General features: G+C 71.6%; 16 protein-coding genes, 2 tRNA genes and 1 CRISPR repeat array (1 of these 19 cut by a window edge). Of the genes, 5 read left to right on the plus strand and 13 right to left on the minus strand.

The genetic code is table 11. The annotated features are described in order from the left end of the window. Positions 1-15: 15 nt before the first annotated feature. From ehuD to BM385_RS27190, 5 genes are all read right to left on the minus strand, one after another. A complete protein-coding gene (ehuD, locus tag BM385_RS16905; RefSeq protein WP_093843541.1) occupies positions 16-669 on the minus strand; it encodes an ectoine/hydroxyectoine ABC transporter permease subunit EhuD in 654 nt (217 codons plus the stop codon). Continuing rightward, the gene (gene ehuC / locus BM385_RS16910; RefSeq protein WP_093843542.1) at positions 666-1,385 is read right to left on the minus strand and encodes an ectoine/hydroxyectoine ABC transporter permease subunit EhuC; all 720 of its coding nucleotides are present in this window, start codon (positions 1,383-1,385) and stop codon (positions 666-668) included. The genes ehuD and ehuC overlap by 4 nt, the downstream gene beginning before the upstream one ends. Next, positions 1,385-2,308: an ectoine/hydroxyectoine ABC transporter substrate-binding protein EhuB gene (gene ehuB / locus BM385_RS16915; RefSeq protein ID WP_093843543.1), complete on the minus strand. Its 924-nt coding sequence runs from the start codon at positions 2,306-2,308 to the stop codon at positions 1,385-1,387. Before ehuB ends, ehuC begins: the two co-directional genes overlap by 1 nt. A 61-nt stretch (positions 2,309-2,369) precedes the next feature. Next, positions 2,370-3,569, minus strand: coding sequence for a S8 family serine peptidase (locus BM385_RS16920; protein ID WP_175543012.1), 1,200 nt, complete (start codon positions 3,567-3,569; stop codon positions 2,370-2,372). Beyond that, positions 3,566-5,062 carry a WXG100 family type VII secretion target gene (locus BM385_RS27190; protein ID WP_175543013.1) on the minus strand — a complete coding sequence of 499 codons (1,497 nt, stop codon included), beginning with the start codon at positions 5,060-5,062 and terminating at the stop codon, positions 3,566-3,568. The genes BM385_RS16920 and BM385_RS27190 overlap by 4 nt, the downstream gene beginning before the upstream one ends. Before the next feature lie 132 nt (positions 5,063-5,194). Between BM385_RS27190 and BM385_RS16930 the strand changes: the two genes are divergently transcribed. Then, positions 5,195-5,701 carry a DUF3830 family protein gene (locus tag BM385_RS16930; protein WP_019433262.1) on the plus strand — a complete coding sequence of 169 codons (507 nt, stop codon included), beginning with the start codon at positions 5,195-5,197 and terminating at the stop codon, positions 5,699-5,701. Here the strand turns inward: BM385_RS16930 and BM385_RS16935 are convergent. Further along, positions 5,644-7,194, minus strand: coding sequence for an amidase (locus BM385_RS16935; protein ID WP_093843546.1), 1,551 nt, complete (start codon positions 7,192-7,194; stop codon positions 5,644-5,646). The genes BM385_RS16930 and BM385_RS16935 overlap by 58 nt on opposite strands. Further along, complete coding sequence (locus BM385_RS16940) at positions 7,191-8,171, minus strand: D-2-hydroxyacid dehydrogenase (protein WP_093843547.1); 981 nt, start codon at positions 8,169-8,171, stop codon at positions 7,191-7,193. The genes BM385_RS16935 and BM385_RS16940 overlap by 4 nt, the downstream gene beginning before the upstream one ends. A gap of 231 nt (positions 8,172-8,402) precedes the next feature. Here BM385_RS16940 and BM385_RS16945 point away from each other — a divergent pair, with 231 nt between their 5' ends. Together BM385_RS16945 and BM385_RS16950 are read left to right on the plus strand one after the other, a co-directional pair. After that, entirely contained in the window at positions 8,403-9,305 is a 903-nt protein-coding gene (locus tag BM385_RS16945) for a maleate cis-trans isomerase family protein (RefSeq protein WP_019433265.1), read from the plus strand. Positions 9,306-9,466: 161 nt separating this feature from the next. Beyond that, positions 9,467-10,300, plus strand: a complete 834-nt coding sequence (locus BM385_RS16950) for a maleate cis-trans isomerase family protein (RefSeq protein ID WP_254791615.1) — start codon at positions 9,467-9,469, stop codon at positions 10,298-10,300. 102 nt (positions 10,301-10,402) lie between these two features. On the opposite strand, the gene BM385_RS16955 is transcribed toward BM385_RS16950, so the two are convergent. Continuing rightward, positions 10,403-12,295, minus strand: a complete 1,893-nt coding sequence (locus BM385_RS16955; RefSeq protein WP_380979029.1) for a putative bifunctional diguanylate cyclase/phosphodiesterase — start codon at positions 12,293-12,295, stop codon at positions 10,403-10,405. Positions 12,296-12,607: 312 nt separating this feature from the next. Between BM385_RS16955 and BM385_RS16960 the strand changes: the two genes are divergently transcribed. Next, the gene (locus tag BM385_RS16960) at positions 12,608-13,825 is read left to right on the plus strand and encodes a M6 family metalloprotease domain-containing protein (RefSeq protein WP_093843549.1); all 1,218 of its coding nucleotides are present in this window, start codon (positions 12,608-12,610) and stop codon (positions 13,823-13,825) included. A gap of 72 nt (positions 13,826-13,897) precedes the next feature. Here the strand turns inward: BM385_RS16960 and BM385_RS16965 are convergent. The 5 genes from BM385_RS16965 to BM385_RS16985 form a co-directional block, all read right to left on the minus strand. Next, positions 13,898-13,971 (minus strand) — tRNA-Lys (locus BM385_RS16965). 127 nt (positions 13,972-14,098) lie between these two features. Next, positions 14,099-14,172: transfer RNA gene (locus BM385_RS16970), tRNA-Lys, on the minus strand. After that, complete coding sequence (locus BM385_RS16975) at positions 14,163-14,681, minus strand: hypothetical protein (RefSeq protein WP_086024451.1); 519 nt, start codon at positions 14,679-14,681, stop codon at positions 14,163-14,165. The genes BM385_RS16970 and BM385_RS16975 overlap by 10 nt, the downstream gene beginning before the upstream one ends. 51 nt (positions 14,682-14,732) lie before the next feature. Beyond that, positions 14,733-15,110, minus strand: a complete 378-nt coding sequence (locus BM385_RS16980; RefSeq protein ID WP_019433269.1) for a DUF8844 domain-containing protein — start codon at positions 15,108-15,110, stop codon at positions 14,733-14,735. Positions 15,111-15,163: 53 nt separating this feature from the next. Next, the gene (locus tag BM385_RS16985; protein ID WP_019433270.1) at positions 15,164-16,042 is read right to left on the minus strand and encodes a phosphatase PAP2 family protein; all 879 of its coding nucleotides are present in this window, start codon (positions 16,040-16,042) and stop codon (positions 15,164-15,166) included. A gap of 153 nt (positions 16,043-16,195) precedes the next feature. Here BM385_RS16985 and BM385_RS16990 point away from each other — a divergent pair, with 153 nt between their 5' ends. Beyond that, the gene (locus tag BM385_RS16990; protein WP_093843550.1) at positions 16,196-16,810 is read left to right on the plus strand and encodes a histidine phosphatase family protein; all 615 of its coding nucleotides are present in this window, start codon (positions 16,196-16,198) and stop codon (positions 16,808-16,810) included. 49 nt (positions 16,811-16,859) lie between these two features. Next, positions 16,860-17,115: direct repeats of the CRISPR family, unit length 29 nt; unit sequence CTGCTCCCCGCACGCGCGGGGTTGGTCCC; it runs 17 nt beyond the window's last position.

A 17,115-nucleotide genomic window follows, 5' to 3' on the forward strand; every position in this document is an offset into this window, starting at 1 on the left:
TCCCGTGCGATCGGATCAGGAGGTGAGCGCGAGCCGGCGTTCGAGGGCGCGGATCAGCAGGGAGGCCGGGTAGGCGATCACCAGGAACGCGATGCCGACGATCGTGTACGCCTCCGAGGTGAAGGTGGCGTTGCTGAAGCTGCGGGCCTCGCCGAGCATTTCGAGGGCGCCGATGACCGCGATCATGGGCGAGTCCTTGAGCATGGCGATGACGTAGTTGCCCAGCGCCGGTACGACGCGGCGGATGGCCTGCGGCAGGATGACGGCGGTCCAGGTGCGCACGCGCGGCAGGCTGAGCGCGGTGGCGGCCTCCCACTGGCCGACGGGGACGCCGCCGATGCCGGAGCGGTACACCTCGGCGGTGTAGGTGGAGTAGTGCAGCCCCAGGCCGACGATGCCGGTGGTCAGCGCGGACATGGACGGACCCCACTCGGGCACCACGAAGTACAGGAAGAACAGCTGTACGAGGAGGGGGGTGTTGCGGATGAACTCGGTGATCGCGCTGACCGGCCAGCGGACGAAGGCGAAGCGCGAGCGTTGCGCTATGGCCCACACCAGGCCGAGGGAGAAGGCGATCAGGGTGCCCAGCGCGAGCGCCTGGAGGGTGACCAGCACGCCGTCCCAGAAGAGCGGCATGAAGTCGGAGACGACGTCCCAGCTCCAGTTCATCGGGCACCTCCCGAGGTGGTCGCGGGGGCGGTGGCCTTGGTACGCCGGAACGTGAGCGGGTCGGCCTGGCCGACGCCGGCCTTGGCGACGCGTTCGACGACCCGCATGCCGCGGGTGAGGACGAAGGCCATCGCGAAGTACAGGACCAGCAGGAGGGTGTACACGGGTGCGCTTTCGTTGCTGCCGAGCCGGACCAGGTTGCCGGCGTACGTCATGTCGGCGACGCCGATGACGGAGACCAGGGCGGTGCCCTTGAGCAGTTCGATCAGCAGGTTGTTGAACGGCGGGACCATCTCGGGCCAGGCCTGCGGGATCTCGATCCTGCGCAGCCGCTGGGCCCGGGAGAAGCCGAGCGCGACCCCCGCTTCGCGCTGGGCGACGGGTACGGCGGCGAGCGCGCCGCGTACCACTTCGGAGCCGTAGGCGCCGTAGGTGAGGCCGAGCGCCAGGACTCCGGCGTACATCGGCACGAGCTGCCACTGGAGGATCAGGGGCAGCGAGAACGCCAGCCAGAACAGCATGACGAGCGCGGACATGCCGCGGAAGATCTCGAAGTACGCACCGGCGAGGAAACGGACGATCCACAGCCGTGAGGTGCGCAGGGTGCCGATGGTGAAGGCCACCACGGCGGCGAGCGCGGCGCTGTAGACGGTCACCTGGATGGTGATCCAGATGCCGGGGAGAAAGTAATTCTGGAACATGCCGGAGGTCATCATCAGCAAAGCTCCTCGGCCGTGAGGTCCGTCATTTCCGCTTCGGTGAATCCGAAGGGACGGACGATCTCGAGCAGCTCGCCGCTGTCCTTCAGCTTGTGCAGTTCCACATTGAAGGCGTCGCGGAAATTCTTCTCGGAGCGGCGGAACGCGAATCCGCCGGCGCCGTAGGCGGGCTCACCGTTCACATAGGGCTGGAACGGTTCGGTGGCCTCGGCGCGGGAGGAATTCTCGACGACGCCGGTGACGGTGACGTTCGTCCCCGCGAAGGCGGCGGCCCGGCCCTGGACGACGGCGTCGAGGCCGGCGACCTGGTCGGGGAGGATGAGCAGCCGGCTCTGCGGGATCCCGGCGGCCAGCGCGTAGTCGATCTCGGCGTAGGCGGTGCCGGTGGCCAGGACGAGGCCCTGTTCGGCGATGTCCTCGTAGCGCTGGATGTTGTGCGGGTTCCCGGTGGGCACGATGAACGAGTCCAGCATGAGGTAGTCCGGGTCCGAGAAGAGGACCTGAGCGCACCGGGTGGGGTTGATGTACATCCCGGCGGACACCACGTCGAACTGCTGGGCCTTGAGCCCGGGGATGAGCGCGCCGAATTCGACGGGCACCGGGGTGACCTTGTCGATCCCGAGCCGGTCGAAGATCACCTTGGCGATGGCCGGGGCCTCACCGTCGGGCTGGCCGTCCTCGTTGATGTAGCCGAACGGCGGCTCGCTGGCGATGCCGACCTTGACGGACCCGCGGGAGCGCAGCCGCTCCAGCAGATCGCCGCCTTCGACGTCGCCCTCCGGGGGGACCCGGCTGCACGCGGCGGCCAGGGAGCCGAAGGCGCCGAAGGCGGCGGCACCGGCGAGGAGTGATCGCCGGCTGATGCCGTTTGACGTCCGTCTTTCGGAAGGTGTCGATTTTGTCCGTTGTGGTGGAGCCATGGCGGCGCGGCTACCCAGCCTCAACGAACTTATGCGGCTCCTTTCAGGTCACGATCCGGACTCAGGCCCGCCGCCGCCACAGCAGCCAGCCCACGGATCCGGCCACGAGGACGGCGGCGCCGCCGCCGAGCAACCAGGGCAGCGGACTGGCGTCGTCGCTGGTCGCGGCGGGTTCGGCGTCCGGGGCGGGGGTGGTTTCGGCGTCGGGGCCGGGGCTGGTTTCGGGGGTGGGGGAGGGGGTGGCGGGCGGGCGGAGCTCGGCCTCCCAGTCCCGGAAGATGGGCGGGCTGTCGGGATCGCCCGGGTCCCCTTCTCCGTCCAGGACGACGCGGTCGGGCCGGACGATGCCGTAGCCGGTGTAGTCATCCCGTCGCTGGTCGTCGGGCCGCTCGGCGGTGTTGAGCATCACGCGCAGGACCTGGTTCTTGGTCCAGTCGGGATGCTGCGCCCAGATCAGCGCGGCGGATGCGGAGGCGAGCGCGGTGGCGGAGCTGGTGCCACCCTCGTCCCGGATGCAGGCGGGCCCGGAGATGTCGCCGCAGTGCCCGGGGACGTCGTCGCCGGGGGCGGCGAGGGAGACCTGGGGGCCGTAGGTCGAGTACGGGGCCCGCTCGCCGCTGCTGTTCACTGCGCCGACGCCGACAACGCCATCGAGCGAGTTCGGAACGGAAATGACGTTCGTGCCATCACCGTCATTCCCTGCGCCTGCAAAGATAAGTACATCGTGACGTGCGGCCATTTCCAGCGCTTCGGCCATATCCTGCTGCGTTCGCTCTGTGTATGGGTCGGCGAGAGAGAAGTTGATGATTCGGGCGCCGGAGTCAATGGCGTACGTTATGGCCTCGGCCCAAATGGGTCCCGAATTCCCGGTCAGTCCACCGGATGTAACCCGAACGGGGATGATTTTGGCATCGGGGGCCATTCCCTGCACTCCTGTTCCGGCGCCGGTTCCGGCGATGAGTGCGGCCATGTCGGTGCCGTGTCCGTCGGTGTCGACGTGGGCGCCTAGGGGGTCGGGTGTGAGGTCGGTGCCGTCGAGGACTTGTCCTTGGAGTTCGGGGAGGGTGGGGTCGACTCCGGTGTCGATGACGGCGACGGTGACGCCTTCGCCGGTGGTGTGTTCCCAGACGTCTTCGATGCGGTAGGTGTCGAAGTACCAGGGGTGCTGGGGGGTGTCCGCGTGGGCGGTGGTGATAGGTGCGGTGGTGAGTGTGGCGGTGAGGGCGAGGGTGGTGACCAGGGCCCTGCGGGTGGGGGTCATGACTGCCTGTCGTCCTTGCTCTCGTTCCGCTTCTTCCTGCTCTTGCTCTTTTTGGTTCTGCGGGTCTGTCCGGGCAGACCGATCACCCCGGTCGGCTTCGGCAGACCCCGCCGGCGGTCCCCCGGGGTGCGTCCGTCCACGGTCGCTTTCCCGTAGGTACCTCTGGGCTGACCCGGCTGCTCGGCCTTCCTCGTTGTGGGGGTGAGGCGTGAGTTGGTGGGGTTCATGCCGGGCTGGATCACCCCACCCGGCGGGATCCGCGACGCCACCGTGGGCTTGGCGTTCGATCCGGGTCTGCCGCCGAGGAGGCCGTAGTTGTTCGCCTTCCCCCACGGATTCCCCCCACCAGGACCCGTCGCAGAGGGACGCCCCAACGGATTCTGCTGACCACCGGGCGCGCCAGGGTTGTAGGGCGGGCGCCCCACCGGCGGCTGCTGACCACCCGGCACGCTGGACGGACCGGCCGGCACACGCCCACCACCGGCAGGCATCTCCCCGGGGCGCTGGACCGGGCCCCGGGTCGGCGGTACCTGACCACCACTGCCACCCCGGCCGGGACCTTGGCCTCGGCCGGGATTGCCGGGCCCGGGCCATCCCGGCGCAGGCCCCACGACCGGCTGCTGCACCGGACCCCCACCACCCGGTGCCACCGGCCGCTCCACCACCGGAGGCGGAGGCGCAGGCGGAGGCGCACTGTTGGGCAACGTCCCGACCGAATCCAGCGACGTCCCCACACCACCATCAGCAATGGCAGAACCGGATGGCTGCGTCACGCCGGTCGTCGGCCATACAGGAGTTACGGAAACAGGTTTCGGATCAGCCTGGCGAGATACCTCCTGGTGCACCGAAGAAGGCGTCGTACCGGTCGGCGGTGGCGTGCCTGCGGCGCTGCCCTCGGGCCGAGGGCCCTCATCGCCGGGGAGAACTGGACTTGGGTTCACCACGGTGAACTGCGGTTCCGGCGCATCCTGGATCGTCCGTGCCGACAGCTCGTACACCGACGACAGCCGCCGGATGGCCGCCACCGCCTCCTGGCGGGTGGCCTCGCTCTCGGTCAGGGTCGCCGGTCGTTCCGCGCCGGCCGGGAGCGCGGCTTGTTCCCGGAGCGACAGCGGCATCTCCATGGGAGGCGCCGGAGGCATCTCGCTCTTGGCTTGCTGGAGGGCTTCGCCCGCCCTGGTGATCGCCGTGGCGACGAACGTCACGTACGTCTTCAGAGTGCCCGACTCACGGGACAACTCCCGCACCCACGCCCGGAATTCCTCGGCCGCCTGGCCTTCCCACTCCAGTTCCTCGGCCCTGGCCCTGATCTCCTCCCCGAGCCAGCCCACCACTTCCGCCGTCGACTCCAGGGCCTCCCCGCGCTGCATCAGCGCCTGCGGATTCGCCCCCCTGAGCAGCGCCTCCAGCTCCTGGTGTGACATGGCCTGCAACTGCGCTTCCGTGGCGCCGCTGCCGCTGTATGTGTGCCAGTAACCATCCGCGTCTTCCACGTCGTTCCCCTCCCCGTTCACCTTCGCCGGTCAGACGCTCCCCGGCTCAGGATACGTTCCGCTGCCGACACGCTCCGGTGTGCCACCATGCCAGCAGCAGGAACATCGTGTGCGGATCAGGAGGGATGTCCCATGTCGGACCCGGAGCGGTTCATCACCGTCTCGCTGGACAAGCGCGGGGTCAGCTGCACCGCCAGGCTGCTCACTGACCGGGCGCCCATCACCTGTCATGCCGTCTGGGACGCGCTGCCGTTGGGCGGTGACGTCTATCACGCCAAGTACGCCCGCAACGAGATCTACACCCTCGTACCGCCCTTCGCCCCGGAGGAACCGCCGCTGGAGAACCCGACCATCACGCCGATCCCCGGCGACCTGTGCTACTTCACCTTCTCCGATACCCAGCTGGGCACGAAGTCCTACGGGTACGAGACCCACGCCGCCCACCAGGGCAAGGCGACCGTCGTCGATCTCGCGCTCTTCTACGAGCGCAACAACCTCCTCATCAACGGTGACGCCGGCTGGGTGCCCGGGATCGTGTGGGGGACCGTCGTGGAAGGGCTCGACCGGATGGCCGAGGCCTGTCAGGACCTCTGGCGGGCCGGCGCGATCGGCGAATCGCTCAACTTCCGGCGCGCGTAGGGGCCTTCGATCCGGGTGGCGCCGCAGGCGTCCAGGGCGTGGGCGACCGCGAGCACCAGTTCGTCCGCGTGCCGCGCCGCCACCAGCTGGGCGCCGATCGGCAGCCCGTCCGTGTCGAGGCCGCACGGCACGGACGCGGCGGGCTGCTGTGTCATGTTGAACGGGTACGTGAACGGCGTCCACTCCGTCCACCGCGTCATGCCGGAATCCGCCGGCACCTCCACCCCGGCCGCGAACGGCGCGATCGGCATGGTCGGGGTCAGCAGCAGGTCGTACGCCTCGTGGAAGCCGCCCATCGCCCGCCCGGCGGCCATCCGCACATCCACCGCCGCCAGGTAGTCCAGCGATCCGTACCGCGCGCCCTGTCCGCAGATCTCCCGCAGGTCCGGGTCGAGGAGGGCCCGGTGCCGTTCGTCGAACGGCTCGGTTACCCGGGCGGCGCCCGCGAACCACAGCACGTGGAACGCCTCCCGCAGCTGTTCGAGCGGCGGCAGCGGCGGGTCGGTCTCCTCCACCACCGCGCCCAGGTCCGCCAGCCGGTCCGCCACCCGCCGCACCGCCGCCGCGATGGCCGGCTCCACCGGGATGCCGGGGAAGCCGAGTTGCGGGGAGTACGCCACGCGCAGGCCGCGCACCGTGTCCTCGGCCTCCGCGACCGCCGTGCGGAAGCCGTGCGCCCCGCCGGTGGCGGGCAGGCTGGACCAGTCGCGCGGGTCGGGCCGGGCGATCACGTCCATCAGCAGCGCCGCGTCCCGCGCGTCCGGGGTGAGCGGGCCGACGTGCGCGAGGGTGCCGAACGCGCTGGCCGGGTACAGCGCCACCCGGCCGTAGGTCGGTTTCAGCCCGAACACGCCGCAGAACGACGCCGGGATGCGCACCGAGCCGCCGCCGTCCGTGCCCAGGCTCAGCGGCCCGGCGCCCGCCCGCACCGCCGCCGCGCTGCCTCCGCTGGAGCCGCCGGAGGTGCGCTCGGGGGCGTACGGGTTACCGGTCGCGCCGTGCCGCGGCGAGTCGGTGACCCCTTTCCAGCCGAACTCGGGCGTGGTGGTTTTCCCGGTGAACACCGCCCCCGCCGCACGCAGCCGCGCCACCGCCGGCGCGTCCTCGGCCCAGTCGCCGCCCGCGGACACGGCCGCCGAGCCGCGCAGGGTGGGGTGGCCGCGCAGCAGCAGGATGTCCTTCACCGTCACCGGTACGCCGTCCACAGGACCGGCCGGGGTGCCGCTGTGCCAGCGGTGTTCCGCGGCCCGCGCCTGTTCCAGGGCGCCGTCGTGGTCCAGCAGGACGAACGCGTTCAGCTCGTCCTGTACGGCCTCGGAGCGTTCCAGGACCGCCCGCGTCACCGCGACGGGGGAGAGTTCGCCCGAGGCGTAGGCCGCCGTCAGCTCGGTGGCGGTCAGCCCGGTGAGCTCGGTCGGCCCCGTCGCTCCGGTCGGTTCCGGCGCCGTCGTGGGCCCGGTGCGCCCGGTGGGGTCGCCGTCCGTCGTCGTCATGCCGCCTCCCCTGCGCCGGACACGTAGCCCAGCTGTTTGTCGACCACGTTGAACAGCGGCTTTCCCGCCGCCCAGCGGTCGAAGTTGTCGAGGAACTGCTCCGCCAGGTCGTCCCGCCAGCCGAAGGTGTCCCCGCTCATGTGCGGCGAGACGATCAGCCCCGGCGCGTCCCAGAGCGCGCTGCTCTCCGGCAGCGGCTCGGTGGCGAAGACGTCGAGCGCCGCGCCCGCGAGCGCGCCCGCGTGCAGGGCCGCCGCCAGGTCCGGTTCCACCACGTGGCCGCCGCGCCCGATGTTGATGAAGTGCGCGGTGGGTTTCATGCGGGCGAAGGCGTCCGCGTCGAACAGGCCCGTGGTCTCCTCGGTGAGCGGCGCGGCGCACACCACCCAGTCGGCCTCCGGCAGCAGTGCGGGCAGTTCGCCGGCCGCCGCGACCCGGCCGAATTCGGGATCGCCGGTACGTTCCCGGCGGCCGGTCAGGGTGACCTCGACACCGAGTGCCAGCAACAGGGAGCCGATTTTCCGGCCGATCGGGCCGGATCCGACGACCACCGCCCGGCTGCCGTACACCTTGAATGTCTCCCGGTGCCGCCAGCGGCGTTCCTGCTGCAATTTCCAGCTGCCGTGGAAATCCTTTGCCATGGCCAGGACCAGCCCCGCCACATATTCGGCGATCGGCCGGTCGAAGACGCCCCGCGCATTCGTCATGATCGTCGGTGCGGACAACAGTTCGGGAAAGAGCAGCCGGTCCACGCCGGCGCTCGCGGTATGCACCCAGCCGGGTCGCGCTCCGGCGCCCGGCCAGGCCTCGCGCACCGCGTCGGAGGTGAAGTCCCACACCAGCAGAACGTCGGCTTCCGGCAGCTGCCGGGCCAGTGCCGCGGCGCCGTCGGCGTGCAGTACGCGCGCGCGTCCGGCGAGCCGGTCGAGGCGGGGGAGGGGGTCGGCGTCGAGGACCAGGACACAGGATTCGGGCATCCGGCGAAACCGTTTCGAAACGAGGGAGTGTTTGAGTGGAGAACGTGGCGCCAAAGCTGCCGCAGCCAAGGATTGACCACGGTAGGGAGAAGAAACTACCTTCGTCAACGAAGGCATCGGCACCGGCGTCCGGTCCCGGAGGATTCACCGACCGGGTGTGCGTTTATGTCTGTGTCAGCGTCCGGCCAGAACTGGTTCTGCGCCGCCCCTGCGTGTGAATTGGGGTGTGAAATGGATGTCTCCTTCCTGGGCGGCCCGCAGCCGCAGCGCGGGATCGGAGTCGTGGCGCCGTTCGACTTCGCGCTCGACCGCGAACTGTGGCGGTGGGTGCCCGACGATATTTCCCTGCATGTGACCCGGACCCCGTTCGTCCCGGTGGAGGTGAGCCTCGACCTGGCCCGGATGGTCTCCGAGCACGAGACGCTGCGGGAGGCGGTACGGGCCCTGTCCGCCGTGTCCCCCGAGGTCATCGCGTACGCCTGCACCTCCGGCAGTTTCGTCGGCGGGGTGGCGGGCGAGATGTCCATGACCACCGCGATGACCCAGGCGGGCGAAGCCCCGGCGATGACCACCTCCGGCGCGCTGCTGGAAGCGCTGCGCGAGCTGGACGTCCGCCGGCTGGCGGTGATCACGCCGTACACCCGCTCGGTCACGGACTCGCTGGAGGAGTTCGTGCGCGCGGCCGGGGTGGAGGTGAGCGGGCGCAGCTATCTGGGGCTCACCCGGGAGATCTGGCGGGTCGGTTACCGCGATGTGGTGACCATGGCGCGCGAGGCGACCGCGGCCGACGCGCCGGACGCGCTGTTCATCAGCTGCACCAACCTCGCCACCTACGACGTCATCCCGCAGCTGGAGGCCGAGCTGCGGATCCCGGTGCTGTCGGCGAACCAGGTGACCGTCTGGAAGGCGCTGCGGATGATCGGCAAGACGGCGGTGGGCCCGTACCAGGCGCTGCTGGATCCGGCGGCGCGCGCCTCGCTGGAGGCCCTGTCCGCGCTGCCGCCGCTGCCGGCCGCCCCGGCGCCCGAACCGTACGCCGCGACGGCGCCGGCCGGTGAGGAGGGCCCGCTGGAGGCCGGGAGCGCCGGGCCGGTGTTCCCGGACGACCTGGGCGGCGGTCGCCAGGCGGGCTGACGGCGCGCGGCCCGCCGGTGGGCCCCAACCGGCGCGAGGACGACCCGTACGAGGACGCGTACGGCGACGAGAACGAGCACGAGCACGATCCCCCGCGGGCGCGCAGGCGACGCGTACCGGCACGAGCACGAGCACCAGCACGAGCAGGGAGCGAACGGCAGATGGGCGACAGCACGAGCCGCACCGGCACCACGGTCACCGCAGGAACCTCCGACACCACCGGCATCACGGGTACCGCCGGCACGGCGGACACGGCGGAGGCCACCGTCGGATTTCTCTACCCCGGCTACTCGGCGGAGGACGACTACCCGCGCCTGGAGTCCCTGATCCACGACAGCGGCGACCCCCGGGCCGCCGGGGTGCGGCTCCCGCTCGTCCACACCGACATGGGGACGGACGCCCACCGGGTGGACGCGTTGCTGGAGATGGGAGCGGTGCACCGGCTGGCCGCCGGGGTCGGGGAGCTGAAGGCGGCGGGCGCGCGGGCGGTGGTGTGGGCCTGCACCAGCGCCAGCTTCGTCTACGGCTGGGAGGGCGCGGGCCAGCAGGTGGCGGCGCTGTCGGAGGCGGCGGGCCTGCCGGCGTCCAGTACGTCCTTCGCCTTCGCGCACGCGGTCCGGGAGCTGGAGCTGAGCCGGGTGGCGATCGCGGCGACCTACCCGGACGACGTGGCCGGCCTGTTCGCCGAGTTCCTGAAGACGGCGGGCGCCGAGGTCGTGGGCACCCGGGGCAGCGGCATCATCACGGCGGCCGAGGTCGGCACCTGGGGGCGCGAGGACGTGCTGCGGATCGCCCGGGAGGGCGACGACCCGGCGGCGCAGGCGGTGCTGCTGCCGGACACGGCGCTGCACACGGCGGCCTGGGTGGCGGAGGTCGAGGAGGCGCTCGGCAAGCCGGTGCTCACCGCGAACCAGGTGACGGCCTGGGAGGGACTGCGGCTGCTGGGCCGTACGGTGCGGGTCCCGGCACTGGGCGCGCTCTTCGACCGGGGCTGACCCGGGGCTGACCGGGGGCCCGGGTGCCGGCCCCCCGGCCCCCCGGCCCCCCGGCACCCGGCCCTGGCCCGTGCCCCGGGCCACGGCCTCCGGGGGTGCGGCCTACCCCCGGCCCCCGCCCCCGCCGCTGCCGCCGTCCTCCCCGCCACCGCCACGGCCACCGCCGCCGTCCCCGCCGTACCCGGCCACGCCGTGGATCATCGCGGTGATCTGCTCGGGCGGCAGCGGCTTCGCGTACAGCCAGCCCTGCCCCGTGTCGCAGCCGATGCGCCGCAGCCGGTCCGCCTGGGCCTGGCCCTCGACGCATTCGGCGGTGACGGTCAGGCCCAGCTTGTGGGCGAGGTCCACCAGGGCGGTCACGATCGTCTCGTCGGCCGGGTTGAGGTGGCGGGCGGTGCGGAAGCCCTTGACGAAGGTGCCGTCCAGTTTGAGGGCGCGCACCGGGAGCTGGGAGAGGTAGGCGAGGTTGGAGTAGCCGGTCCCGAAGTCGTCGATGGCGATCCGTACCCCCATCTCGGACAGTTCCTGGAGCGCCTGGAGGGGGCGCCCGGCGGGGCCCATGACGGCGGATTCGGTGAGTTCCAGCTGGAGCAGCCCGGCGGGCAGCCCGATCTCGCCGAGCACCCGGGTGACGTCCGCGACGACGTCCGAGTCCCACATCTGCCGCACCGCCACGTTCACGCTGACGAAGGGCGGCGGGCCGGCGCCCGCCGTGCCCGCGGGCCGCAGCTGGTGGGCGAGCTGCCAGGCGCGGGCCTGCCGGACGGCCTCGGTGAGCACCCAGCGGCCGAGTGGGACGATCGCGCCGTTCTCCTCGGCGAGCCCGATGAACCGGTCGGGGGTGAGCCGCCCGAACCGCGGGTGCTGCCAGCGCACCAGCGCCTCGACGCCGCGCAGGGTGTCGTCGGCGAGGGAGACGATCGGCTGGTACTCCAGGACGAACTCGCCGCGTTCGATGGCGGGCCGCAGGGTGGCGGTGAGGGACTGGCGGGTCATGCGGTGCGCGTTGCGCTCCGGGTCGAACAGCGTCCAGCGGGCCTTTCCGTCGGCCTTCGCCCAGTACAGGGTGGTGTCGGCGGCCTGCATGAGGGAGGTGGCGGTCAGGCCAGCGCACTCGCGTTCCACCACGCCGATGCTGGCGGAGACCGACAGCCGCTGCCCGGCGACCTCGAACGGCCGCTGGAGCGCGGTCAGCATCGCCTCGGCGAGCCGGGTGAGCTGGGCGGTGCCGGCGGAGCTGTCCACCAGGACGGCGAACTCGTCGCCGCCGAGCCGCGCCACCAGGGGGCCGGAGCCGGTCGCGCCCGCCGTGCAGTGGGTGAGCCGCTGGGCGGCGGCGGCCAGCAGTTCGTCGCCGACCCGGTGGCCGTGGGTGTCGTTGATGGCCTTGAAGCCGTCCAGGTCGAGGTAGCACAGGCCGATCCGGCCGGTGGCGGAGTCGCCGAGGGCGGCGGTGAGCCGTTCCACGAAGAGCGAGCGGTTGGGCAGCCGGGTGACGGGGTCGTGCATCTGGAGGTGCCACAGCTTCTCGCGCAGTTCGCGCCGTTCGGTGACGTCCAGCACGGACAGCAGCGCGCCGCCGCCGTGGCCGGTGGGCCGTACCGTGACCTCGGCCCAGACGGCGTGCCCGTCGGCGTGTTTGAGCCGGCGGGTGCAGCGCAGCTGCTCGCGCCGCCCGCTGAGGACCGCGTGGTACGGGCCGCGGATGTCGCCGTCCAGGCCGAGGTCGAGGCCGGTGGCGGCGTCGGCGGGGAGGCCGGCCAGGGCGCCGGGCGCGTAACCGAGGAGGGTTTCCAGCGCCGTGTTGGCGGAGCCGATCCGGCCCGCCGGATCGATCAGCGCCATCGGCAGGGTGGCGATCCGGAACGCGGCCCGGTAGTCCGCCAGGTGACCGGCCCGGTCATCAGCCTGGACATCACGTTCCGTGACAGGTGGTCGGGGTGAATCCTGGGTGCCGCCCGAGGGGTCACCCGGTCCTGGGATGGGTCCGTTCACCGATCGCTCCTGGGCCGTCGGCGGGGGGAATCCGCTGGAAATGTGCCGATCATAGAGGCTGATCCATGGCCGGAGCCAGCTCCGCCGGGGCCTGTCTCGATCCCTGACACCTCCGCTCCGTACGTGTTTTCGACGGGCTGATCGGTTCTGCACGAGCGGGGCGAGGGACCGATCGATCGCGAAAGATATATACGCAGGGTAATCGTACTGCCCTTACTCCAGCCGGCCCAACTCAACGGGAAAGAGCGGGACAGAAGTGACCAGAGTGGTCAAGGCACCTTCCCGTCCCCGAAGACCCGATGGGAGGCCGACGTGTTCCGGAGCGCACTCCGCAGGCCCGCCGCGGTCCTCACGGTGCTGGCCGCCCTCATGGGCAGCACCCTCACCGCCGGGCCGGGCCCCACCGCGTTCGCCGACGACCTCTGCGGTCTGGAGCGCTCCGCCGTCCACCACTCCGAGGGCCTGGACACCTGGAACACCGCCTACCCGCAGCCGGTGGGCACCCTCGACGCGGTGATGCTCTTCCTCTCCTTCCCGGACTCCGCCAACCTCCTGGACCCGGACGTCATCGCCGCCGACTACTTCCCCGCCACCACCGACTTCTTCACCCGCGCCTCCTACGGGCGATTCCAACTGGCGGTGGACGTGGTGCCCCGGTGGACGGAACTGCCCGTCCCGTCCACCCACTACGCCATACAGCGCGACTGGGACGCCGGAGCCCGTACCGCCTACCTGCGCGACGCCTTCACCGCACTCGCCCCGCTCGCCGACCTCGGCGCGTACGACGTCATCTACCTGGCCGCCGACCCCGACGCGCCCGGCGTGGACTCCGACGCCACCAAGGTCGTGAACTTCCACGAGCCGCTGAAGGTCGCCGGCAGCGAGATCAACCGGGTCGTCACCCTCTTCGAGCAGCGCCCACCCGACCGCAACGTCCTGGCCCACGAGACCGGACACGTCTTCGACCTGCCCGACCTGTACAACCGGCCGAGTGGCGACACCGGCGACTGGGACACCCATGTGGGTGACTGGGACCTCATGGGCAGCCAGTTCGGACTCGCCCCCGAGCCCTTCGGCTGGCACAAGTGGAAGCTCGGCTGGCTCGGCGCCGAGCACGTCGACTGCGTCCGTGTGCCCGGCACCACCCGGCACACCCTCCAGCCGCTCACCGCGCCCCTCGACACCGCCCACCCGGCCGCCGACACCCGCATCGCCGTCGTCCGCACCGGCCGCACCGAGGTCCTGGTCGCCGAGGCCCGCACCCGGGACGGCAACGACCGCCGGGCCTGCACCGAAGGCGTCCTGCTCTACACGGTGCGCAGCGACATCGCCTCCGCCGAGGGGCCCGTGCAGGTCATCGACGGCCACCCGGACACCGAGGCGTGCACCGGCCGGTCCGTGCACCCGAGGCTGGCGGACGCGCCGCTGGGCACGGGGGAGAGCTACCACGACGCGGAGCGCGGAGTGCGGGTGGAAGTGGGCGACCGTACGCCCTCGGGTGGCTGGAATCTCAAGATCGTCAAGGAGTGAGCGGGAAGGGCAAGAGGGGGGAGAGAGGTACGGAAAAGGCCCCTCGCCGCTGCGAGGGGCCTTCCGTGTCGGTGCGCCGCCAGGGACTCGAACCCCGGACCCGCTGATTAAGAGTCAGCTGCTCTAACCAACTGAGCTAGCGGCGCCTGCTGACATCGACAAGATTAGCACCCCGCGCGCCCCCTTCCGTACCACCCCGGGATGGGGTACGCGGTGGGGTGGCGGAGGGTACGGAAAAGGCCCCCCGCTGCTGCGAGGGGCCTTCCGTGTCGGTGCGCCGCCAGGGACTCGAACCCCGGACCCGCTGATTAAGAGTCAGCTGCTCTAACCAACTGAGCTAGCGGCGCCTGCTGACGTCGTAGACATTAGCACCCCGCCGGTCATCAGCAAAAATCGCCGGTTCCGGCACCCGCCGGGACCCGTCCCTGGCCGCCCGCACACACGCCCACAGCACCATCTCGGGACCCGGCAGCCACGGATGCCGGCTCTGCGGCGCGACCAGCCACTGACCGTTCGCCGCCGTCCGGCCGTCCGGCACCGTCACCACGTCCCCGACGCCGTGGCACAGCAGCGGCGGGATCAGCCGGGCGCCCCGGTTCCACTCCTCCCAGCGCAGCAGCGCCGGCAGCCGGGCCGCCGTACCGGGCTGCGCGAAGAGCAGCAGCCGGCCGCGGTGCGCCGCCACCGGGCCGCGCCCCGGACCGGCCGACCACAGCCGCTCCAGCACCCGCCGCCCGAACAGTCCCGGTGCGCTGATCACATCGAAGGCCGTGCCGCAGCGCGCCGTGGCCAGCCACTGGGCGCCGCCGGAGGTGGGAGCCGGCAGCGGGGTCACCGGGATCGCGGGTTCCGTCATGACAACCAGGTGTACGGCACGGGGCGCGCCGCCGGGCCAACTCCGCGGAAATCAGGACAACGGGGGGTGCCCTCCGGTACCGTGCGGCGACTGCTGCCGCTGGAGGCGGCGGCCGAACTCGATCATCTTCACCGCGTAGTCCTCGGTCCACTCCGCCCGGTCGGCGATCTGCGCCGCCGACAGCCGGTCGAAGCGGCGCGGATCCGCCAGCTGGGCGGCAGCCACCGCCTGGTACTCCACGGCCCGGTCGGCCGCCGCCTGGAAGGCCACCGCCAGCTCGGTGGCGCGCGAGAGCAGCCGGTCCGGCTCGGAGATGGACTCCAGATCGAAGAAGTGCTCCTCCTGCGGGGCGTCCGTCGGCGGCTCGAAGAACAGCCCTGCCGGGCGGCGGAAGCGGGGCGGCTCCGGTGTCGGTCCGGAATCGGTCATGAGGGAGCCTCCACGGCTGGGTGGGGGAGGGGGACGGTGGGATCCTCCCCAGGTTACGTCCGGGAGCCGCCCGAGGACCGGCTCAGTTCGGCTTCGCTCCGGCCGGCACCCCGCGCGCCGTCCGCGCGCTCCGGGGCGTACGGGCGTACGGAGCCGGACCCCTCGCCCCGTACCGCCGCGCCGCGCACCGTGGCGAACCGCTCCTGGAACCGCTCGGCCAGCCGCATGAGCGGGCGGGCCAGCAGCAGCCCGGCGATCATCACCGCGATCCCGGCCAGCGCGTCCATGAAGTAGTGGTTGGCGGTGCCCATCACCACCATCACCGTGATCAGCGGATAGCCGACGGCGGTGGCGCGCAGCCACCAGGTACGCGGCCCGAAGTACCACAGCGCGACCCCGCACCACACCGCCCAGCCGACGTGCAGGCTGGGCATCGCCGCGTACTGGTTGGTCAGATCCCCCATCCCGCTGGGCGCGCTCGCCTCGTCACCCCACCAGCCGTAGTCGCTGTACTGCGAGAGGCTGTCGGTGAAACCGTGCCGCTCGTGCAGCAGCCGGGGCGGGGAGGTGGGCATCAGCGTGAACCCGATCAGCCCCATCAGGGTCGAGCCCATCAGCCAGGTGCGCATCAGCCGGTAGTGGGCGGGGCGGCGCTTGAACAGCCAGATCAGGATCGCCGGGGTGACCAGATAGTGCAGGGAGGCGTAGGCGAAGGAGGACGGGATGCCCAGCCATGCCTCGCTGGTGAACAGATCGTTCAACGGCTCCTCGGCGTTGAGGAACAGCGTCCGCTCCAGCCGCAGGATCGACAGCCCGTTCTCGACCGCCGTGGACACATCGCCCCTGGCCAGCAGCCGGGCGCCGGAGTACGCCCCGTACACAACCACGATGAGCAGCAGCTCGGTCCACCAGCGGGGCCGGACTCGGGGCATGGGGTCGGACTCCAGTGTCGGGGCAGGGCTGTTCACCCGCCGGACGGCAGGGCGTAAGGGAACAGACGCTCGGTTGGTGCCCATGGTTCCATGCGTGATGATGGGAAAATCAGCCACATACGACCCCGGTGAACCGTGAGAGAAAAGAGCAACATGACCGCGCGCATTCTGCTGGTACGACATGGGCAGACCGCCTGGTCGGTGGACGGACGGCACACCGGGCACACCGATATCCCGCTGCTCGACCGGGGCCGGGCGGACGCCCGCGCCCTGGGCGCGCGGCTGCGGAACGCGCCGTGGGACGGGTTCCCCGGTGCCGAGGTACGCACCTCACCCCTGTCGCGGGCGAAGGAAACCTGCGAGCTGGCCGGATTCGGCGACCGGGCGAGCGACTGGGACGCGCTGAAGGAGTGGGACTACGGCGACGCCGAGGGCCGCACCGGCGAGCAGATGCAGCAGGACCGGGGCGGCGAGTGGGTGCTGTGGCGCGACGGCGTACGCGGCGGCGAAAGCTTCGCGGAGCTGTCGGCACGCGCGGACGAGGTGGTGGCCTGGGCCCGCGAGGCGGAAAACGGGGCGGTGCTGTTCGCCCACGGCCACATCCTCCGCTCGGTGACGGCCCGCTGGCTGGGCGAGGACGTCCGCTTCGCCGCCCGCCTGAAACTGGACCCGGCCTCACTGTCGGAACTGAGCTGGGCCCACGGCAAGCCGGTGATCGCGCGCTGGAACGACACGGCACACCTGGAGGGGCGGACGGGCGCTGAGTAAAGTGAGTAAAGACGGCCTGACCGAGGGATAACGGCCCAGGTCAGAAAGCCTGCTCCCCGCACGCGCGGGGTTGGTCCCGGAGGCCGGGGGTCCGGCCGGCCCTGCGGGAGCTGCTCCCCGCACGCGCGGGGTTGGTCCCTGCAGGCTGCGCGTCATCACGATGTTCAGCCGCTGCTCCCCGCACGCGCGGGGTTGGTCCGTACAGCCCCGCACAGGAGCGGGCCATGGTCGCCTGCCCCCCGCACGCGCGGAGTTGGTCCCGCGACCTGGACGTCTCCGCGGCCATCCACGCGCTGCTCCCCGCA

Origin of the sequence: Streptomyces harbinensis, assembly GCF_900116145.1 — a bacterium.
Classification (GTDB): Bacteria; Actinomycetota; Actinomycetes; order Streptomycetales; family Streptomycetaceae; genus Streptomyces; species Streptomyces carpaticus.